Genomic DNA, 15,821 nt, shown 5'->3' with positions numbered 1-15,821 from the left:
CTGCTGATAGCGCAGTATAGTCAATCGCTGGTCGAGGGAGATACCGGCGCACGATGAGAAAACGCGGGAATCTGCGGAAACGGGTGCCAGCGCGCCCAGTTTTCGCCTAAAAGTGCCTCGATTGTGTCGCCCATTATGGACTCGTGGAGCTCGGCGACCAGCGCCCGGAGAGTCCCCTCGTCCGCGTCCCCGGTGATCACTGCCGCCTCCATCAGACCTTCGAGGCGAAATCGGGGGCCAGGGGGTGCATCATTCCCCTGCGCAAGCGCTTGGAACTGTTCAGTCAATCGCTGTCTAATCTCTTGCTGTAATCTGCTCATCTGAATGCTCACCGTACTGACGCCTTTGGGCCAGTTTGCCATTAGGACACCCAAGAAGCAGCAGCGCAGCGCCTTGTGGGCTTTAGCGTGAGCCGCAAACAGCTATAGTGCGTAAAGTGATAGGTAGAGATTAGGAGCCGCTGAACCAACCGCATGTCTAAGTTTACTAGTCCACAACGCGTCCAATTTGCATGGCTCGGTGTTTGTCTGGGCCTTGTGCTGGTCGTGGGGCTCGCGCCAGTGACCGTAGCCGTCGAAGTCGAGGCAGCGCAGTCCGATGTGCTTGAGGGTGAGGAAGCCGCTCGGGAATCCCTGATGAGCGACGTACGCGCTTACACAAAGCGGATTCAGGAGATGGAGAGTAACGGTGGGGCCTTTGCACCAGGCCTGAGCGAAGATCTGCTGGGTCTCGGTCTTGCGCTGCAGCGAAATGGCGATCATCAGCAAGCGGTAAAGGTTTTCAAACGGGGCATACACCTGTCGCGGATTAACGAGGGACTGTACAGCCGCCGACAGTTATCACTGCTGCAAGGAGAAATCGCCAGCCATATCGCCCTTGGCGCGCTGAGCGAAGCTGACGAGAGACAGCGCTATCTCTACCGCGTGCAGGCCAAAACGCTTTCAGACGTCACCCGGGGACAAGCGCTGATGCAGCATGCCCTCTGGCAGCGGCAGGCCTACGAAGCGGGCATTGGCGAGGACCCCTTCGCTCGGCTGGTCAATATGTGGAGCCTGTACCGATATGCGCTCACCGAGTTCGCTAAAGTCGAGGGAGAAACATCGCCCGCGCTGCTGCCACCGCTCTACGGAATGCTCCGTGCTCAATACCTGCTTAGTGGATTCGTGGGCGAAACGACCAACGGGCAATACCGCACTGGTGGCATCTACGGTGATGAGGAAGCGCGGCAGATAGGCTATCGCAGTCAAAGCTACAAGCAGGGAAGTGCCGTCATCCGCGCTATCTATGACATACAGATCAAACAGAGAGATAGCGGCCTTGAAGAGACCGCTGAATTAATGCTCATGCTGGGTGACTGGCAGTTTTGGCACGGCAAACGTTCAGAAGCCATGGCTACTTACGCAGAACTTTACGGGGAACTTGCAGAGGGGGAGACTGCCCAACAATTAAGAGAGCAGCTTTTAGGCGCGCCACAGCCATTACCGGGACTTGCGGGTGTTCGTGCACTCCCCGACCCCAAAAACGAGCAGGAAGGCCGATTGCTGCTAGAATTCGGGGTCTCCGCTCGCGGACGCGTCATGGATGTCGTCCGTCTGGATGACGATATTCGAAACGACGAGAAAGCGGGCGATATTATCAGCCGGCTAAGACGAACACCGTTCCGGCCGCGTATTGATGACGGCTTGCCGGTAGACACACAAGGATTGCTCTGGGCTTATGACACTTCCGCATGGTGAACAGCAAATCAGAGGACTGCAGGCGCCTAAGCTAAACGGGCTGCAGCTGCTTAGTCTGCCCGTAAAGCTGCCACTGGCATCCTTACTGGCCTGCCTGTTGCTAACGGGCTGCCCCAGCGCAAGCAACCCCACCACGCCACAAACACCCTCGATGCCGTCTCCGAGCACGCCGCCGCCGAGCAGTTCATCGTCAAGTTCATCGTCTTCCTCCTCATCTTCATCTTCCAGCAGCTCTAGCAGCTCCAGTAGTTCTAGCAGCTCAAGCAGTTCAAGTAGCTCCAGCAGTTCTTCGAGCAGCCCGTCGAGCAGCAGTAGTCCCTCCTCCCAGAGCAGTCAAAGCCAGTCCAGCTCCACCGGCGCACAGTCACCGGGAAGCCAAAGCAGCAGTCAGGGTGCCGAAGGCAGCGAGCAAGCCGGGGAAGCGACTGCACAGAGCAGCGCCTCATCCGCCGAGTCGGGACAGAGCGGGTCTACGGATGGCGATCTTCAGGGCGGCGGCGATGTCAGCCGGGATATGGGCGAGTTCCCCAGTGGTGAAGCGCCAGGAGCAGAAGTTGCGGGCGGTGGAGAGTCCGGCGATCAGTCGGGCGATGGAACAAGCGGCTCCGAAGCGGGCTCCGAGGGTGAGCCCGCCGATGGAGGTTCTGGCACCGAAGCGACGGCAGACGCCGGTGATTCAGGGACTGACTCAGGCGGTGACTCCGGTGGCGGCGAGGGTGCAGGAGGCGGTGAGCCTGGATTTGAAGACAGCGCTGGTGGCAGCGACGCACTCCCAAGCATGGAAGATGAGCAGTCCGTCGCCTCGGGAGGCGGCGGCATGGGAGAACCTTCAGGATCAGCAGGTGCTGCCGGCAGCCAGGGAACTGATGGCTCTGGCGGCGGTATGCAGGGCTCCGTCGCGATTCCCGGAATCCCCGGCATTCCGGGCATCCCCGGAGGCGTAGGTAGCGCCGGAAGCGGCGCCCAGGGCCAGGGTGAAGTCGCAGGAGGTGCCAGCGGCACCGGTCAGGGCACTGGCAGCAGCGGAGCCGGCGACGGAGCTTCAGGTAGCGGCACCTATGGACGCTACCCGTCGGGCGGTCAGGGGCCCCTGACTCCCTCAGAGCAAGTAGCCATCCTCGACGCCGAGCTCGAACGTGGCATGGGTGAGTTTGATGCCATGATTCTCGAGGAGCAAGCCGCTCAGCGTGAAGCTAGCCGCCAACAACAGCCCAACGAACCTATTCAAACTGCCTCGGCAGGAGGCGGAGCCGGCGGCGGCGAAGCCGAGGAAGGTTACGGTCGCGAGATGGGCGGTGGTGGCTACAGTGTCGGTGGCGGCATGGGCGGAGCGAGCTCCGGTGGTGGCAGCATTCCCCAGAACACCGCCAAGTATCCTCCGCCAGCAGATATACCTAATGGCAACAATGACGATGTTGTTGCCCGCCAGCTCCGGGAAGCGGCCATGCGCGAGCCGGACCCCGCCGTGCGAGAAAAGCTCTGGGTTGAATACCGCAAGTACAAGGGCATCAAACAACCGTGATTCCGCATTACACAGCTCAAGCAACGGCGGCTCTGCGATGGCTGGCATTGCTGTGCCTGGGACTTGGTCTGGCAGGCTGCGTTAGCCAGACGGTAAAGAGCACGTCGATCCCAGCGCTTGAAGCCCCGGCGCATACGGTGCCAGAGGACGAGCTCATGGACGTGGCGGTCGCCATCTTTGATCCGGGTATCGATTTTGCGGATGAAGATGAGCGTCTGTATCCGGAAGTTCGCCGCGCAGAGGCAAGATACATTCCCAAGCTCCTTACCGAGGTGCTGCAAAACTCGGGTGCCTGGGGTGCGGTGAGACTCGTCCCCAACGAAGATCGAATCACCGACTTGATGATCAGCGGTACCATCTTGCATTCCGATGGGGAAACACTCGAAATCAAAGTTGTTGCCCGCGACTCGCGAGACTACGTGTGGCTTGATCGAATCTATGAGGGCAACGCAAGCCGCTATGCCTACGACGCCAAGACCCGCTCGAGCTACGATCCTTTTCAGGCTGTCTATCATCGGGTGGCGAATGATCTGGTGACCCTGTTTGACGAACTTCCCACTGCACAACGCAAGGAAATCCGCACGGTCTCGGAACTACTTTTTGCCCAGAGTTTCTCTGCCGAGGCCTTTGAGGGTTATCTCGACCAAACGCGCAAAGGCAAACAGCTTGTGGTTCGACTGCCTGCTGAGGATGACCCTATGCTGGCCCGCGTGCGCATGCTCCGGGAACGGGACCATGTTTTTGTGGACACCTTGCAGACCTATTACAACGGCTTCTCTGAAGACATGTTTGGCCCCTATCAAGAGTGGCGCAAGCTTAGCTATGAAGAAGTCGTCGCCTATCAGGAGCTGAAACGCGAAAGCACCCGCCAACTCATTGCCGGAGGCGCAGCGATAATTGCAGGTATCGCAGCGGCGGGCAGTGGTGACGGCAGCGCTCGCGCGGCCGGCAACGTTGCCATCATCGGAGGCGGATATCTTTTAAAAAGCGGACTCGAAAGCCGCGCCGAGGCACAGATACATGTCGAGGCACTGGAAGAGATCGGGCAGTCCCTGGAAGCGGAAATTACGCCACAGGTGATTGAGCTTGAAGACCGCACAGTGATGATAAGCGGCAGCGTTGACGATCAGTACGCGCAATGGCGTGAAGTGCTTGCAGAGATTTATCGCAACGAGATCGGTGAACTCACGCCCCCAGCGTCCGACACTCCTATCCAGAACTAGTCGGAAAACCTTCAGTGACTGAGCAGTATCAACGGGTTCAACCCACACCGTTTGACGCACCGGAATTCACGCCGGCGGACAGGCCTTCGGTTGCCGAAACCAGGCCGGGCTGGCTCCTTCCTGCGTTCGGAGGTCTTGGCGTTCTGGCGATTGTGGTGGTATTTGTGCTGCCGCGATGGGTCGACTCTCAAGACGCGAGCACTGAGGCAGACTCTGCAGCGCCGGCGACAGCAGGGTCAACGTCACAAGACGCTGCGCAAAGCACCCCCGCGGCGCGCACGAGTCCTCAGGAGACTGGATCACCCGCCTCCCCCTTCGCTGACGCCCGCGCGGCAAAGGCCAGGGCTGAAGCTCAGGATCTCCTCGCGGAGTTACTGGACGTGCAGGAAAACCTCACGGAACGCGGCGCCGAAGAGTGGGCAAGCGAGGCTATGGCAGGTATTGCCACTCAGGCTTTAGCCGGTGATGAACTGTATCGCGATCGCGAATTTGATTCGGCGATTGAGCAGTATCAGCAGGCCTTGACCGAGGCACTGGCTCTGGAGCAGTCGTTGCCAGAGCGCTTTCAGGAACAGGTCGCGGCAGCCGAAAACGCAATCGAAGCCCTGGATCCAGACACTGCAGCCGCCGCCCTGGCCCTCGCCGAGAAGCTTGAGCCCGGAGCGCCAGAGACCGCCAGCCTTGCTGAGAGACTGGAAGTTCTTCCCACCGTTATGGAGAGTGTCGCAGCGGCCCTGGATTCAGAAGCAGCGGGAAATCTCGCTGATGCTGTGACAAACATAGAGCTTGCCGCGGACGCGGACAGTGAACATCAGCGCGTTCAAGGCGAACTTCAACGCCTGACGGTAGCCCTTACCAGTCAACGTTTTAATAGCGCCATGTCCGAAGGTTACGCCGCGTTGGATACCGCCGACTTTGACACTGCTCAACAGCGCTTCGAGCGCGCAGCCTCCCTCAACCCCGGCTCCAGCGAAGCGTCTGCAGCGCTTCAGGAACTTTCCGCAGCGCGCACGGCGTCCACGCTCCAACGACTCCAAAACCGCGGCAGCACTCTGTTACAAGAGGAAGACTGGGCAGGCGCAATCAAAGTGTTTGAAGAAGCCCTGGCGATCGATCAGAGCCTGCGCTTCGCGCGGGAGGGTTTGGCCGTTGCTGAACCCCGAGGGCAAATCGAAAAAGAACTTACCGCTATCGTAAAGCAGCCGGAACGCCTGGTAGATGATGCCATTCTTCGTGAAGCGCAGAGCTCTGTTACGCGCGCCCAATCTATCGGCGGTCTGGGCCCGCGGCTGACTACGCAGCTGGAAGCCGCTCAGGACGTTCTTTCTGTGGCAAGCACCCCGCTACCGGTCAGCCTGAGCTCCGATGGCCTCACCGAGGTCACCGTCTATAAAGTCGCTCGTCTGGGCTTGTTTGATAGCGAACAACTCAGCTTACGGCCCGGACAATACACCGCTGTGGGATCACGCCGGGGCTATCGCGATGTTCGAGTGGTGTTTACCGTGTCGCCCGGCAGTAGTGAATCTGTTCACATTGCCTGCACCGAGCTTATCTGATGAGCGAAGGCAAACCCCAGAGCATCCAGGCTGCGGCTTTCGAGCCCCTAAACCCGGCGGCAGTTCAGGAAAAAGCAGGTATTCCTGCCTCGCGCTGGCTGATGATTGTGCTGGTCGTGTTGTTCCTTATGGCGCTTTGGTTTTTGCTCACGGCTCGCTCATTAGAGATCACCGTCGTCGCAGAGGAAGAAGCCAGCATCGATCTCGCGGGTTTTGTACTCCCCTTTGGCGACCGGTTCCTGCTGCGCTCCGGGACTTACTCCCTAGCGGTAAGAGCTCCGGGCTACCACCCCTATGACAGTGACATCGAAGTATCCAGGGACGCCACACAACGGCAGGAGATCATCCTTCAGCCCCTCCCCGGTCGCTTAATCATAGCGAGCACGCCGTCAGGCGCAACGCTTACAGCAAATGGCGACGTAGTCGGGGTAACGCCTCTGACGGATATTCCGTTGGAGGCTGGCAGTCAGACACTATTGCTCGAGCTCCCGCGCTATCTCCCCATAGAGCAAACTATCGACGTCACCGGCCGCAACGTTCAACAGCGGCTCGATCTTTCCCTTGATCCCGCCTGGGCTGATATCAGTATTACCACCGATCCCGGCGGCGCTGAGCTCCGTGTCGATGGCGAACCCATCGGAAACACCCCCGGCACTTTTGAAATACTTCAGGGTGATCACGAGCTGGCGCTTGTGCTCCCCGGCTTTGCCAGCGAAGAGTTCCCGCTGACCACCGAGGCGGGGATCGCGCAGGACCTTGGCAGCATTACGCTCACTCCGGCAACCGGTGTGCTGAGCTTAAACAGCATCCCCAGCGGCGCTAATGTCAGTGTCGATGGTGGGTTCGCCGGGCAAACCCCGCTTGAGATTGAGCTCGAGCCAGACATGGATCATCGCATCAGCCTTTCTCGGGCCGGCTATCGCCGGACCAGCGAGACCCTTCGCATGGAGGCAGGATCCAGCAAAGAGCGCACACTTAATCTTAGGCCCTTGCTGGGCGACGTCCTGGTTAAGGTCAGCCCCCCGGAGGCAGAGCTTCTGGTTAACGGCAAGTCTGTGGGTCGAGGCAGCCAAACACTCTCCCTGCCGGCAATTCTCCAGCGTATTGAAGCGCGCCTGGACGGCTACGAAAGCAGCAAGCGCAGCGTCACCCCCAGACCCGGTCTTGAGCAGTTGGTGGAACTGACGCTCTTAACGCCGGAAGCCGCGCGTAAGGCACGCCTCACTCCCACTATCACTACCGCTCTGGGCCAAACGCTAACGTTGATGAACCCGTTGGACTCCCTACGGAACGAGTTTTCCATGGGGGCTTCGCGCCGGGACCCGGGTCGCAGAGCTAACGAGGTGCTGCATCCCGTGCGTCTGGAGCGTCCGTTCTATATTCAGAACCAGGAAGTCACCAATGCACAGTTTCGTCAGTTTCAGGCTTCCCACAACTCCGGTCAGATAGAAGGCAACAGCCTTAATCGCGAGCACCAACCTGTGGCACAGATCAGTTGGCAGCAAGCGGCATCATTCTGTAACTGGCTCAGCCAGCGCGAGGGACTCACGCCGTTCTACCAGGAACAGCAAGGCATCATTATCGGATTCAACCCCGATGCCCTGGGTTACCGGCTGCCGACCGAAGCAGAGTGGGCCTGGGTTGCCCGAGTTCACGGCGAAGAGCTGAAGCGTTTTACCTGGGGCGATGACTTCCCGCCGAAAGCGGTGGCCGAAAATGTTGCCGATAACAGCTCAGCCTATGTCACCGGACGCGTGCTCAACGGCTACAACGACGGCTACGTGGTGAGCGCACCGGTGGGAAGCTTTACCGCGAACGAGCGGGGAATTTTTGATCTTGGTGGTAATGTCTCTGAGTGGATTCACGATGTTTACATCATTCCGGCGTCCAGCGGTGTGGTCACCACTGATCCCCTGGGTGGCCAGAGAGGCGACAACTATGTCATTCGGGGCGCGAGCTGGGCCCTGGGACGACTGCCAGAACTTCGTTTGTCCTATCGCGATTATGGGCAGGCGGGACGAGATGACGTAGGATTTCGAATTGCGCGCTATGCGGAGTAAGGTCATGTATCTAAGTACCACGCTGACAAAGTACCTGAGCGCCCTGGCCCTGCTGCTGGCCAGCTATGTGCTGTTCAACTACGTGGCCATCGCTCAGCCGCCGGCAGAGCCTGCCGCAACGACAGACACAGCAGCCCCGGCGACAGACGCCGGGGACGAGCAGGAGCCCGTGGTTGCTGCGCCGGCCAATCAACCGTTTGAAGACTACGAAGCGTCGGAGCAGATCTCTGAAGATCTGTCCGTCGCCTTCCCCGTGGATATCTAGGAAAACCCATGAAGAACAGCCTCTCCTCCGAGTTCATGTTCCAACTTTTTGCCCTGCTCACTGCGATTATTCTTGTGCATGCCCTGTATGTCGCGGTCATACGGCCCAGCGCCGACGATCAGCTGGCAGCCGAAATGGCGGCGCAGGTCGCAGGCGAGGAAGTCGTCCCCAAGCGGACCCTGGCAGTAGTCATCCGCGACTTTGAGCAGGAAGCCTGTTTCATCCTCCTGATCTGGGCTCTCTCGATCATGGGCTACAAAGGATGGATGAACATGAAGGAGCAGCAACTTCTGGAAGAGGAGTTACTGTCTATTCCCGAGGGAACCAGCGTGCTCCCGGAAGACGCGCGACAATACAGCCGCTCCATCGAGGCGCTCCCTCCGGCACAGCAGGCCTTTTTGCTCCCTCGCACGCTGCTTTCGGCTCTCCAGCGCTTTGCGACCACGGGGAGTATTCCGGCGGTATCTGACGCCATTCGGGAACAGTGCGACATAGAATCCGATCGTCTGGATTCCGAGCTATCCATGGTCCGCTACATTGCCTGGGCTATCCCTTCCATCGGATTTATTGGCACCGTTCGCGGTATTGGTGATGCCCTTGGGCAAGCCTACAAAGCGGTGGAAGGGGACATTTCCGGCGTTACCGTCAGCTTGGGTGTCGCGTTTAACAGCACCTTTGTGGCACTCGTGCTCTCGATCATTATTATGTTCTGTCTGCATCAGCTGCAGCTTGCCCAGGAACGTCTGGTTCTGAACGGCCAGCGTTATGCCGACAGTCGCCTTCTGCGCTTTCTGGTAGCCAGCGACTGATGACTATTCTCGATTGCCGCGATACGCAAATCAGTCTTTGGCAGGAAGGATCGGCGCTGCACAGCCCGGGGTTTGTCACTCTTGAGGGCAGTGAATATCACTTTGGGCAGGTCGCTCTGGAACAGGCACGTTTGCGTCCCCGGGACAGTAACAGCCATTTTTGGTGGCAGTTAAGCACGCAACCGCTAAAACCCGCGCTAGGTGCCGCCAGGCATACCGCCGACCTTGTGCACTCGCATCTCCGTCACATTCACGCCACTGCCGGCGCACCTGCGTCACTTGTGCTGGCGGTCCCCGAGAGCATGCCGCAGGAACAGTTGTCCCTGCTGCTGGGGGTGGCCCAGGCCAGTGACTTTGCGGTAACAGGGCTCGTGAGTCGCAGTGTTTTGATAGGGAGCAACAGCCCGGCCCTCGAGCAAACGGGACGCGCTATCCATCTGGAAGCACAGCTAAACCAGACGATAGTGAATGAGCTGCTGTTGGAAGATGGGGTGCTTCGCGTGGTGCGCAGTACTCCCTTACCTGCTGCTGGCTTGAAGACATTGCAGGAGCGCTGCGTGTCAGCCATCGCCACGGCCTTTATCCAGCAGACCCGTTTCGATCCCAGGCGTAGCGCCAGTAGCGAACAGAATCTCTACAATAAGCTCTCCAGCATTCTGGCAACGCTGCGGGAGCGCGGGGAGGCCAGCGTAGACATTGACGGGCACCGTAGCCGCATTACCGCAAGCGCGCTTGCCTCCGCCAGTGAACGCCTGATTAAAGGCCTTGAGCAGTCAAGACCTGCGCCGGACATCCCCATACTCCTGGATCCGGAACTGCAGCTGATTCCGGGTATTGAAGCATTGGGGGACGTTGCGAGTACGCTTGCGGGCAATGCACTTTGGGAGGCCTTCACCGTTCAGAAGGCGCATATCGAGACTGCCGGCGAAGACCTCCACCTTATTGACCGCTTACCTCCGTCCGCCCTACAGCGCGCGCCGTCTTCAAGCCCCGAGGCGACTTCCAATCCAGCATCGATGCCTGAGGCCAGCGAGGCGACGACTGAGAACGCCCCGCCGCAGTCTGCCCCTGCATCTCAGAGCGCCGCTCAGGACAACGCTACGCACGTACTGCTGGGAACCCTGGCTCTGCCTCTGCGCGGCAGCGAGATTGAGCTCGGCGACGGCTTTGTCCTGCGCCAGCAAAACAACTTCTGGACTCTGCACGGCAACGGGGCCCTGATCAACGGAATGCCCGGCATGCCACAACAGCCCCTGGCATTGGGGGATACACTTTCACTGGGAACCACCGGGCACGGACGCCTGATCCGAGTGCAGGACTGAGGCTGAGCAGCCGTGGCAAAGCGCAACAAGCGTAGCTTCAGCACCTTCAACCTGTCGTTTCTGGACATCATGTCCTGCGGGTTCGGCGCGGTGATTCTTGTGTTTCTGATCATCGATCACTCCATCGTCGTCGAATCAAAGGAGCTCAACGTCGACCTGCTCTCAGAGGTCAACATGCTCGAAGAAGACATCCGGGAGGGCGAAGAGGGCCTTGTTGTGTTGCGCAACACTCTGGATGAAGTGAACCTCGAGATCGTGGAAGCCGACGGCAGGGCCACCCGTGTGATCGACGAGGTGGAGGAATATGAAGCGCTCATCGCCGCTTTGATCCCCGAAGACGTCAGCGAAGACGAAGCGGTAGAGAAATTAAAAGCTGAGGTTCAGTCTCTGGAGGAAGAGGTTAAAAGGCTCCGGGAGGCCGCCGAAGAAGAAAGCGGCAAAAGTGCGCGCAGCTTTGTCGGTGATGGCAACAGACAATACCTCACAGGACTTAATCTAGGCGGTAAGAACATCGCTATCTTGCTCGATGTCTCCGCCAGCATGCTTGCCGATCGCGTGGTGAACATCATCCGCCTGCGCAACATGGATCCCGTATTGCAGCGAACCACTGAGAAGTGGGTGCGGACGCTCAATACCATGGACTGGTTAACGTCACAGCTCCCTGTGGGTAGCGAGTACCAGGTAATTACCTTTAACACTCAGGCTCAAACAGCGCTTCCCGAAACCGCTGGCAAGTGGCTCGAAGTTGCCGATCAGGCTCAGCTCGAGGATATGTCCGCCGCGCTTAGAGAGATCACTCCCGGAGGCGGCACCAGCCTTGAGAACGTGTTTAGTTATCTGCAAACGCTCTCCCCCGTTCCTGACAACATTTTTCTGATCACCGACGGCCTGCCCACTCAGGGAGCAAACCCTCCCAGAGGGTCAACGGTCAGCGGCAACCAGCGACAGCGACTGTATCGCGAGGCCGTGCGCAAACTTCCCGCGAATGTTCCCGTAAACATCATCCTCGCGCCCATGGAGGGGGATCCTCTCGCGGCCTCAGAGTTCTGGCAGTTGGCTCAAAGCACGCGTGGGTCCTTTATGAGTCCCTCCAGTGACTGGCCCTAGGAGCGGGGATTATGCGTAAACGACGCGAAATGGCGGAATTCACCCTCTCCTTTCTGGACGTGATCTGCTGTGGTTTCGGTGCGGTCATCCTGCTACTCATGATCACCAAGACTGTGCAACCGCAGATCATTGAGGCGTCCACGGTCAACCTCGAGGGGCTGGTGGCAGACTTGCAGGAGCAACTTTTTGAGATCCGCGGCGAAACCCGCTTTCTGAACCGCGATCTGAACGCACGGCAGGAACAGCTGTCAGAGTACAAGGAACGCATTGCCATTCTGCGCGGACAGCTTGCCTCTACCAAGTCTCGCTATGACAGTCTTCAGGTGGAGACGAACACCAATTCGGTCATCACCGAGCAGCTGGCTATTGCGAGGCAATCGCTCACCGCAGAGCAAAAACGTTTGCTTGCGGGCTTAGAGGTGACGAGCAATCTCATCGGCGGTATTCCGGTAGACAGCGAGTACATCATCTTTGTGATCGATACCTCGGGCTCAATGTTCTCTTACGCCTGGGACCGAATGATGCAGGAGATTGATGCCACGCTAAACATTTACCCCAATGTGAAGGGCATCCAGATAATGAATGACATGGGTAACTACATGTTCAGTCGTTACCGGGGCCAGTGGATTCCTGACACCGATGGACGCCGGCGGGTGATTATGCAGAATCTGAGCAATTGGAACGTATTTAGTAACTCTTCCCCCGTGGAGGGAATTACGGCGGCGATCCGTACTTTTTACGACCCCAACAAAAAGATTAGTATCTATGTCTTCGGAGATGAATTTACTGGGGACTCCATCGGACAAGTCGTGGATACTGTGGAACGAATCAACCGAGAGGCCGCCGATGGCCAGCGACTAGTGCGAATCCACGCCGTGGGGTTCCCCGTACAGTTCATTCGGGCAGCAAATCTGCAAACCACGGGTATTCGATTTGCAGCGCTGATGCGGGAGCTGACCTATCGCAACGGAGGTACCTTTGTCGGACTCAATGACTTCAGGCCCTGACAGCCAGCAGGCACGCCGCGGTCTCACGTGGATCGCGCTTGCGATTGTGCTCGTGATTCTCGCGGGCTGCGGCACCAAGGAAGTTGTGGTCACGGGTAATTTTCCTCCTCCGCTCATGGAACCCCTGCCGGTGAGGCTGGGCGTTTGGTACGAGCCAGAGTTTGAAGGCCACGAGTTTTTTGATGAAGCCAAAGGGCGCTCGGAATCGACTTGGATCGTAAAAACCGGTGAAGCCCAGGTGCAGATGTGGGGTCAGTTGTTCAATAACATGTTTGTCAACGTGACAAAGATGGACGGCAAGCCCGCGCCAGAGCAAATGAATCCCATAGTCGACGCGGTACTGATCCCCCGGGTGGATGAACTGCAATACGCTATTCCTGCGCACACAAACGTCAAGGTTTATGAGATCTGGATGCGCTATGCGTTCCAGCTCGTCACAACCAACGGGGAACCCATCGCCGAGTGGACGATGACCGCCTATGGCAAGACACCTACCGCCTTTTTACAAAGCGATGAGGCGGCGGTAAATCTCGCGGCAGTGGTCGCCCTGCGTGACGCCGGGGCCCACTTCATTACCAGTTTTCAGAAAGTTCCCGAGGTAGCCCAGTGGCTGCAAGCGCTGGAGCAGGAACGGGGGGCGGTGGCATCGCGATGAACATAGCGTTGCGCAGTGTGATTCTCGTACTCCTTTCGGCGACGCTCATGGGTTGCGTCACTTCTACCGTGGACGAAATGGTTTTTAACGAGCCCATCGAAGGTATTGGTGATTCGACCGTCGTCATCTTGGGACGGCGCCACGCCAGCGACTACGAGACGGAGTTCGACTTTATTGAGTGCATCGCCGATCACGTCGTGGCGAGGGATGCGAGCATTGAGATCATCGACGAGATCGAGTTCATCAACACGCTCTACCCCTGGTTCGAGCCCCGCACCGCGCCCCTGCGCCCTGCAGATATCGATCGACTGGTGCAACAAGAACCCGTCGCGCAACAGTTAGCCAATCTCAAACTCGAATACATGATTTGGGTAGACGGCAGCACCGTGCGAACAAACTCCGCCGGCTCCATGACCTGTGGAGTTGGCCCCGGTGGCGCGGGGTGCTTCGGTTTTGGCACCTGGGGCGACGCCTCGGACTACGAAGCCACTATTTGGGATTTTACGGATAAGGCCGAAGTGGGCCGCTTAAACGCCAGCACCAGCGGGCAGTCCTACATGCCTGCAGTCATCGTCCCTATCCCCATCATCGCTCCTGTTCAGGGCACAGCCTGTGACGGACTGGGAGATCAATTACTGCAGTTCTTGTCCAGTGAACACTAAACTCCCACAGCTGCTGTTGGTGACACTGCTGGGGGCGGCGCTTGCCAGCGTGCCCGGCTGCGCGGTGAACCCAGCGACGGGTGGCACATCGGTCGTGCTCTCAGGCTCCAACAGCGAGCGCGAGACCGGTCAGGAAATGTACGATAAATTTCTCGCGGAAGGTGCCTTTTACGAGGACCCTGAGTTACAGGCCTATGTCGACAAGATCGGTCAGCGACTGGTCGCCGAGAGTGATATGCCCGACCGAGAGTTTACCTTCTCCGTCATTGACGCCCCTGAGATCAACGCCTTTGCAACACCCGGCGGTTTTATCTATGTAAACCGGGGTCTCATTGGCTATCTTAATACCGAAGCCGAACTGGCGGGGGTTATCGGCCACGAAATTGCCCACGTGACCGCCCGCCATCATGGCCGCAGACAGACCGCCGGAGTTACCAGTAAAGTACTCTCTACCACCGCCTACGTACTGACAGGCAGCAGCGCGGTCTACGAAGCATCCAGCATGTACGGCGCCGAATTAATCAGTGGCTATGGCCGCGACATGGAGCTTGAAGCAGACGGCCTGGGCGCAGAGTACATGTACAAAGCCGGCTACGAGCCCGAGGCCCTGTTGGACGTCATTGGCGTACTCAAAAATCAGGAACAGTTCATGCGCCTGAAAGCCAAGGCCGCCGGCAAAAGCGGCACGACCTATCACGGCCTGTATGCAACGCACCCACGCAATGACAAGCGCCTCCAAACAGTGATTCGTGCAGCCAATGAGCTGGACGATGGCACCTACATCGAGAGTCCCGAGGAGCCGGGAGAATTCCGCCGAGTCACCGATGGTCTTGTTTGGGGCGAGAGCGTCGAGGGACAACGGGCAGATGATCGCTACTACCACAACAAGCTGGGCTTCACTATTGAACAGCCGGAAGGCTGGTCTATCACCCCAAGCGCGCATTCCGTTGTAGCGGCGGCCCCAGATGGCAGCGCACGCCTAACCATTACGCTGCGCAGAAAAGACCCCACGGCGACGCCCCAGGCGGTGCTGGAGTCCTCAGCCAAGGGCACCCTAACGGGCGGCGAAGCCCTGCAGCAGAGTGGCCTTGATGGCTACACCGCGGTAGCCATGGCGGCAGGCAAGAACAAACGCCTCGCCGTGTTTCATTTCGGCAACCTCACCTACATGTTCGATGGCGACACGACTGATTTTGCGGCCAATGATGCGCAGTTGCTCGCCTTGATAGAGAGCTTCCGTGCGATGCACCCCAAAGAGAAGAGTTCGAACAAGGGCCGATATGTACGGTACATACAGGTACCGCGCGGTGCCAATGTGGGTTCCTTGGCCGCGAGCACGCGGATACCCGATGCCGAGGCTCAGCTAAGACTTATTAACGACTTCTACCCCCGGGGAGAGCCACGCACCGGCGACTGGATTAAAGTCATTCAGTAAGGCGTTAGCGCTTGCCCATGAATTACCGCTAGACTCCCTGCTACATAACAAACGTAGCAAAGTGGGTCTTTTATGTACGGTCTGACGAACTTCAAGTCTCTGCTATCCTCGTTCTGTTCAAAACACGGTCGCGCATGGCTGGTTTTTTTACTTGTCATAGCCTGTGCTGCGCCCCTTCGGGCTCAAGTGATATTCACCGCGAGCAAAGTCATCACCATGGATCCGGGCCTGCCCCAAGCTACGGCAGTTGCGGTGAACGAGGGTCGTATTGTCGCCGTGGGGAGTGTTGAGCAACTGCAGGCAACACCCGCATTAAAGGACTATCGCGTCGACGCGCAATTTGACGACAAGGTCCTGACCCCCGGTTTTATCGACCCTCACGTCCACCCCTCACGTCCCGCCGTGCTCACACAGTTTCCCTTCCTGGCGCCGGACAGCTGGGAACTCCCCACAGGCAGCTTT

The 15,821-nt window shown here is 58.5% G+C and carries 14 protein-coding genes and 1 pseudogene; 14 read left to right on the top strand and 1 reads right to left on the bottom strand.

Going from position 1 to position 15,821, the window contains the following annotated elements; translation table 11 throughout:
* Positions 1-20: 20 nt before the first annotated feature.
* Positions 21-287 (bottom strand): hypothetical protein, encoded by a 267-nt coding sequence (locus ACTG39_RS09775; RefSeq protein WP_439107361.1) that lies wholly within the window; start codon positions 285-287, stop codon positions 21-23.
* A 186-nt stretch (positions 288-473) separates the two neighbouring features.
* Here ACTG39_RS09775 and ACTG39_RS09770 point away from each other — a divergent pair, with 186 nt between their 5' ends.
* The 14 genes and pseudogenes from ACTG39_RS09770 to ACTG39_RS09705 all read left to right on the top strand — a co-directional run.
* Positions 474-1,736 (top strand): hypothetical protein, encoded by a 1,263-nt coding sequence (locus tag ACTG39_RS09770; RefSeq protein WP_439107360.1) that lies wholly within the window; start codon positions 474-476, stop codon positions 1,734-1,736.
* Complete coding sequence (locus ACTG39_RS09765; protein WP_439107359.1) at positions 1,717-3,258, top strand: hypothetical protein; 1,542 nt, start codon at positions 1,717-1,719, stop codon at positions 3,256-3,258. The genes ACTG39_RS09770 and ACTG39_RS09765 overlap by 20 nt, the downstream gene beginning before the upstream one ends.
* Positions 3,255-4,481 carry a hypothetical protein gene (locus ACTG39_RS09760; protein ID WP_439107358.1) on the top strand — a complete coding sequence of 409 codons (1,227 nt, stop codon included), beginning with the start codon at positions 3,255-3,257 and terminating at the stop codon, positions 4,479-4,481. Before ACTG39_RS09765 ends, ACTG39_RS09760 begins: the two co-directional genes overlap by 4 nt.
* 14 nt (positions 4,482-4,495) lie before the next feature.
* Positions 4,496-6,037 (top strand): tetratricopeptide repeat protein, encoded by a 1,542-nt coding sequence (locus tag ACTG39_RS09755; RefSeq protein ID WP_439107357.1) that lies wholly within the window; start codon positions 4,496-4,498, stop codon positions 6,035-6,037.
* Positions 6,037-8,097, top strand: coding sequence for a PEGA domain-containing protein (locus tag ACTG39_RS09750; RefSeq protein WP_439107356.1), 2,061 nt, complete (start codon positions 6,037-6,039; stop codon positions 8,095-8,097). Before ACTG39_RS09755 ends, ACTG39_RS09750 begins: the two co-directional genes overlap by 1 nt.
* Positions 8,098-8,101: 4 nt before the next feature.
* Positions 8,102-8,362 (top strand): hypothetical protein, encoded by a 261-nt coding sequence (locus tag ACTG39_RS09745; RefSeq protein WP_439107355.1) that lies wholly within the window; start codon positions 8,102-8,104, stop codon positions 8,360-8,362.
* A gap of 8 nt (positions 8,363-8,370) precedes the next feature.
* Complete coding sequence (locus ACTG39_RS09740; RefSeq protein WP_439107354.1) at positions 8,371-9,171, top strand: MotA/TolQ/ExbB proton channel family protein; 801 nt, start codon at positions 8,371-8,373, stop codon at positions 9,169-9,171.
* Entirely contained in the window at positions 9,171-10,493 is a 1,323-nt protein-coding gene (locus ACTG39_RS09735) for a hypothetical protein (RefSeq protein WP_439107353.1), read from the top strand. Before ACTG39_RS09740 ends, ACTG39_RS09735 begins: the two co-directional genes overlap by 1 nt.
* Positions 10,494-10,505: 12 nt before the next feature.
* Positions 10,506-11,600: a VWA domain-containing protein gene (locus ACTG39_RS09730; protein ID WP_439107352.1), complete on the top strand. Its 1,095-nt coding sequence runs from the start codon at positions 10,506-10,508 to the stop codon at positions 11,598-11,600.
* Positions 11,601-11,611: 11 nt separating this feature from the next.
* Positions 11,612-12,607: a VWA domain-containing protein gene (locus tag ACTG39_RS09725; RefSeq protein ID WP_439107351.1), complete on the top strand. Its 996-nt coding sequence runs from the start codon at positions 11,612-11,614 to the stop codon at positions 12,605-12,607.
* On the top strand, positions 12,579-13,262 hold the full coding sequence (locus ACTG39_RS09720; RefSeq protein ID WP_439107350.1) for a hypothetical protein: 684 nt from the start codon (positions 12,579-12,581) through the stop codon (positions 13,260-13,262). Before ACTG39_RS09725 ends, ACTG39_RS09720 begins: the two co-directional genes overlap by 29 nt.
* On the top strand, positions 13,259-13,924 hold the full coding sequence (locus tag ACTG39_RS09715) for a hypothetical protein (protein WP_439107349.1): 666 nt from the start codon (positions 13,259-13,261) through the stop codon (positions 13,922-13,924). The genes ACTG39_RS09720 and ACTG39_RS09715 overlap by 4 nt, the downstream gene beginning before the upstream one ends.
* On the top strand, positions 13,914-15,359 hold the full coding sequence (locus ACTG39_RS09710) for a M48 family metalloprotease (protein ID WP_439107348.1): 1,446 nt from the start codon (positions 13,914-13,916) through the stop codon (positions 15,357-15,359). Before ACTG39_RS09715 ends, ACTG39_RS09710 begins: the two co-directional genes overlap by 11 nt.
* A gap of 72 nt (positions 15,360-15,431) precedes the next feature.
* A pseudogene (locus tag ACTG39_RS09705) lies at positions 15,432-15,821 on the top strand (hypothetical protein); the annotation flags it as partial.

The organism is Congregibacter sp. (assembly GCF_965662665.1).
GTDB lineage: Bacteria > Pseudomonadota > Gammaproteobacteria > Pseudomonadales > Halieaceae > Congregibacter.
The sequence above is the reverse complement of the archived record's forward strand: the minus strand, read 5'-3'. Positions and strand labels throughout refer to the sequence as shown.

What these genes read in the sequence shown, in the direction of transcription:
- ACTG39_RS09765 (WP_439107359.1), top strand. Translation starts at nt 1,717, where the DNA reads ATGACACTTCCGCATGGTGAACAGCAAATCAGAGGACTGCAGGCGCCT.
- ACTG39_RS09770 (WP_439107360.1), top strand. Translation starts at nt 474, where the DNA reads ATGTCTAAGTTTACTAGTCCACAACGCGTCCAATTTGCATGGCTCGGT.
- ACTG39_RS09715 (WP_439107349.1), top strand. Translation starts at nt 13,259, where the DNA reads ATGAACATAGCGTTGCGCAGTGTGATTCTCGTACTCCTTTCGGCGACG.
- ACTG39_RS09725 (WP_439107351.1), top strand. Translation starts at nt 11,612, where the DNA reads ATGCGTAAACGACGCGAAATGGCGGAATTCACCCTCTCCTTTCTGGAC.
- ACTG39_RS09750 (WP_439107356.1), top strand. Translation starts at nt 6,037, where the DNA reads ATGAGCGAAGGCAAACCCCAGAGCATCCAGGCTGCGGCTTTCGAGCCC.
- ACTG39_RS09735 (WP_439107353.1), top strand. Translation starts at nt 9,171, where the DNA reads ATGACTATTCTCGATTGCCGCGATACGCAAATCAGTCTTTGGCAGGAA.
- ACTG39_RS09745 (WP_439107355.1), top strand. Translation starts at nt 8,102, where the DNA reads ATGTATCTAAGTACCACGCTGACAAAGTACCTGAGCGCCCTGGCCCTG.
- ACTG39_RS09740 (WP_439107354.1), top strand. Translation starts at nt 8,371, where the DNA reads ATGAAGAACAGCCTCTCCTCCGAGTTCATGTTCCAACTTTTTGCCCTG.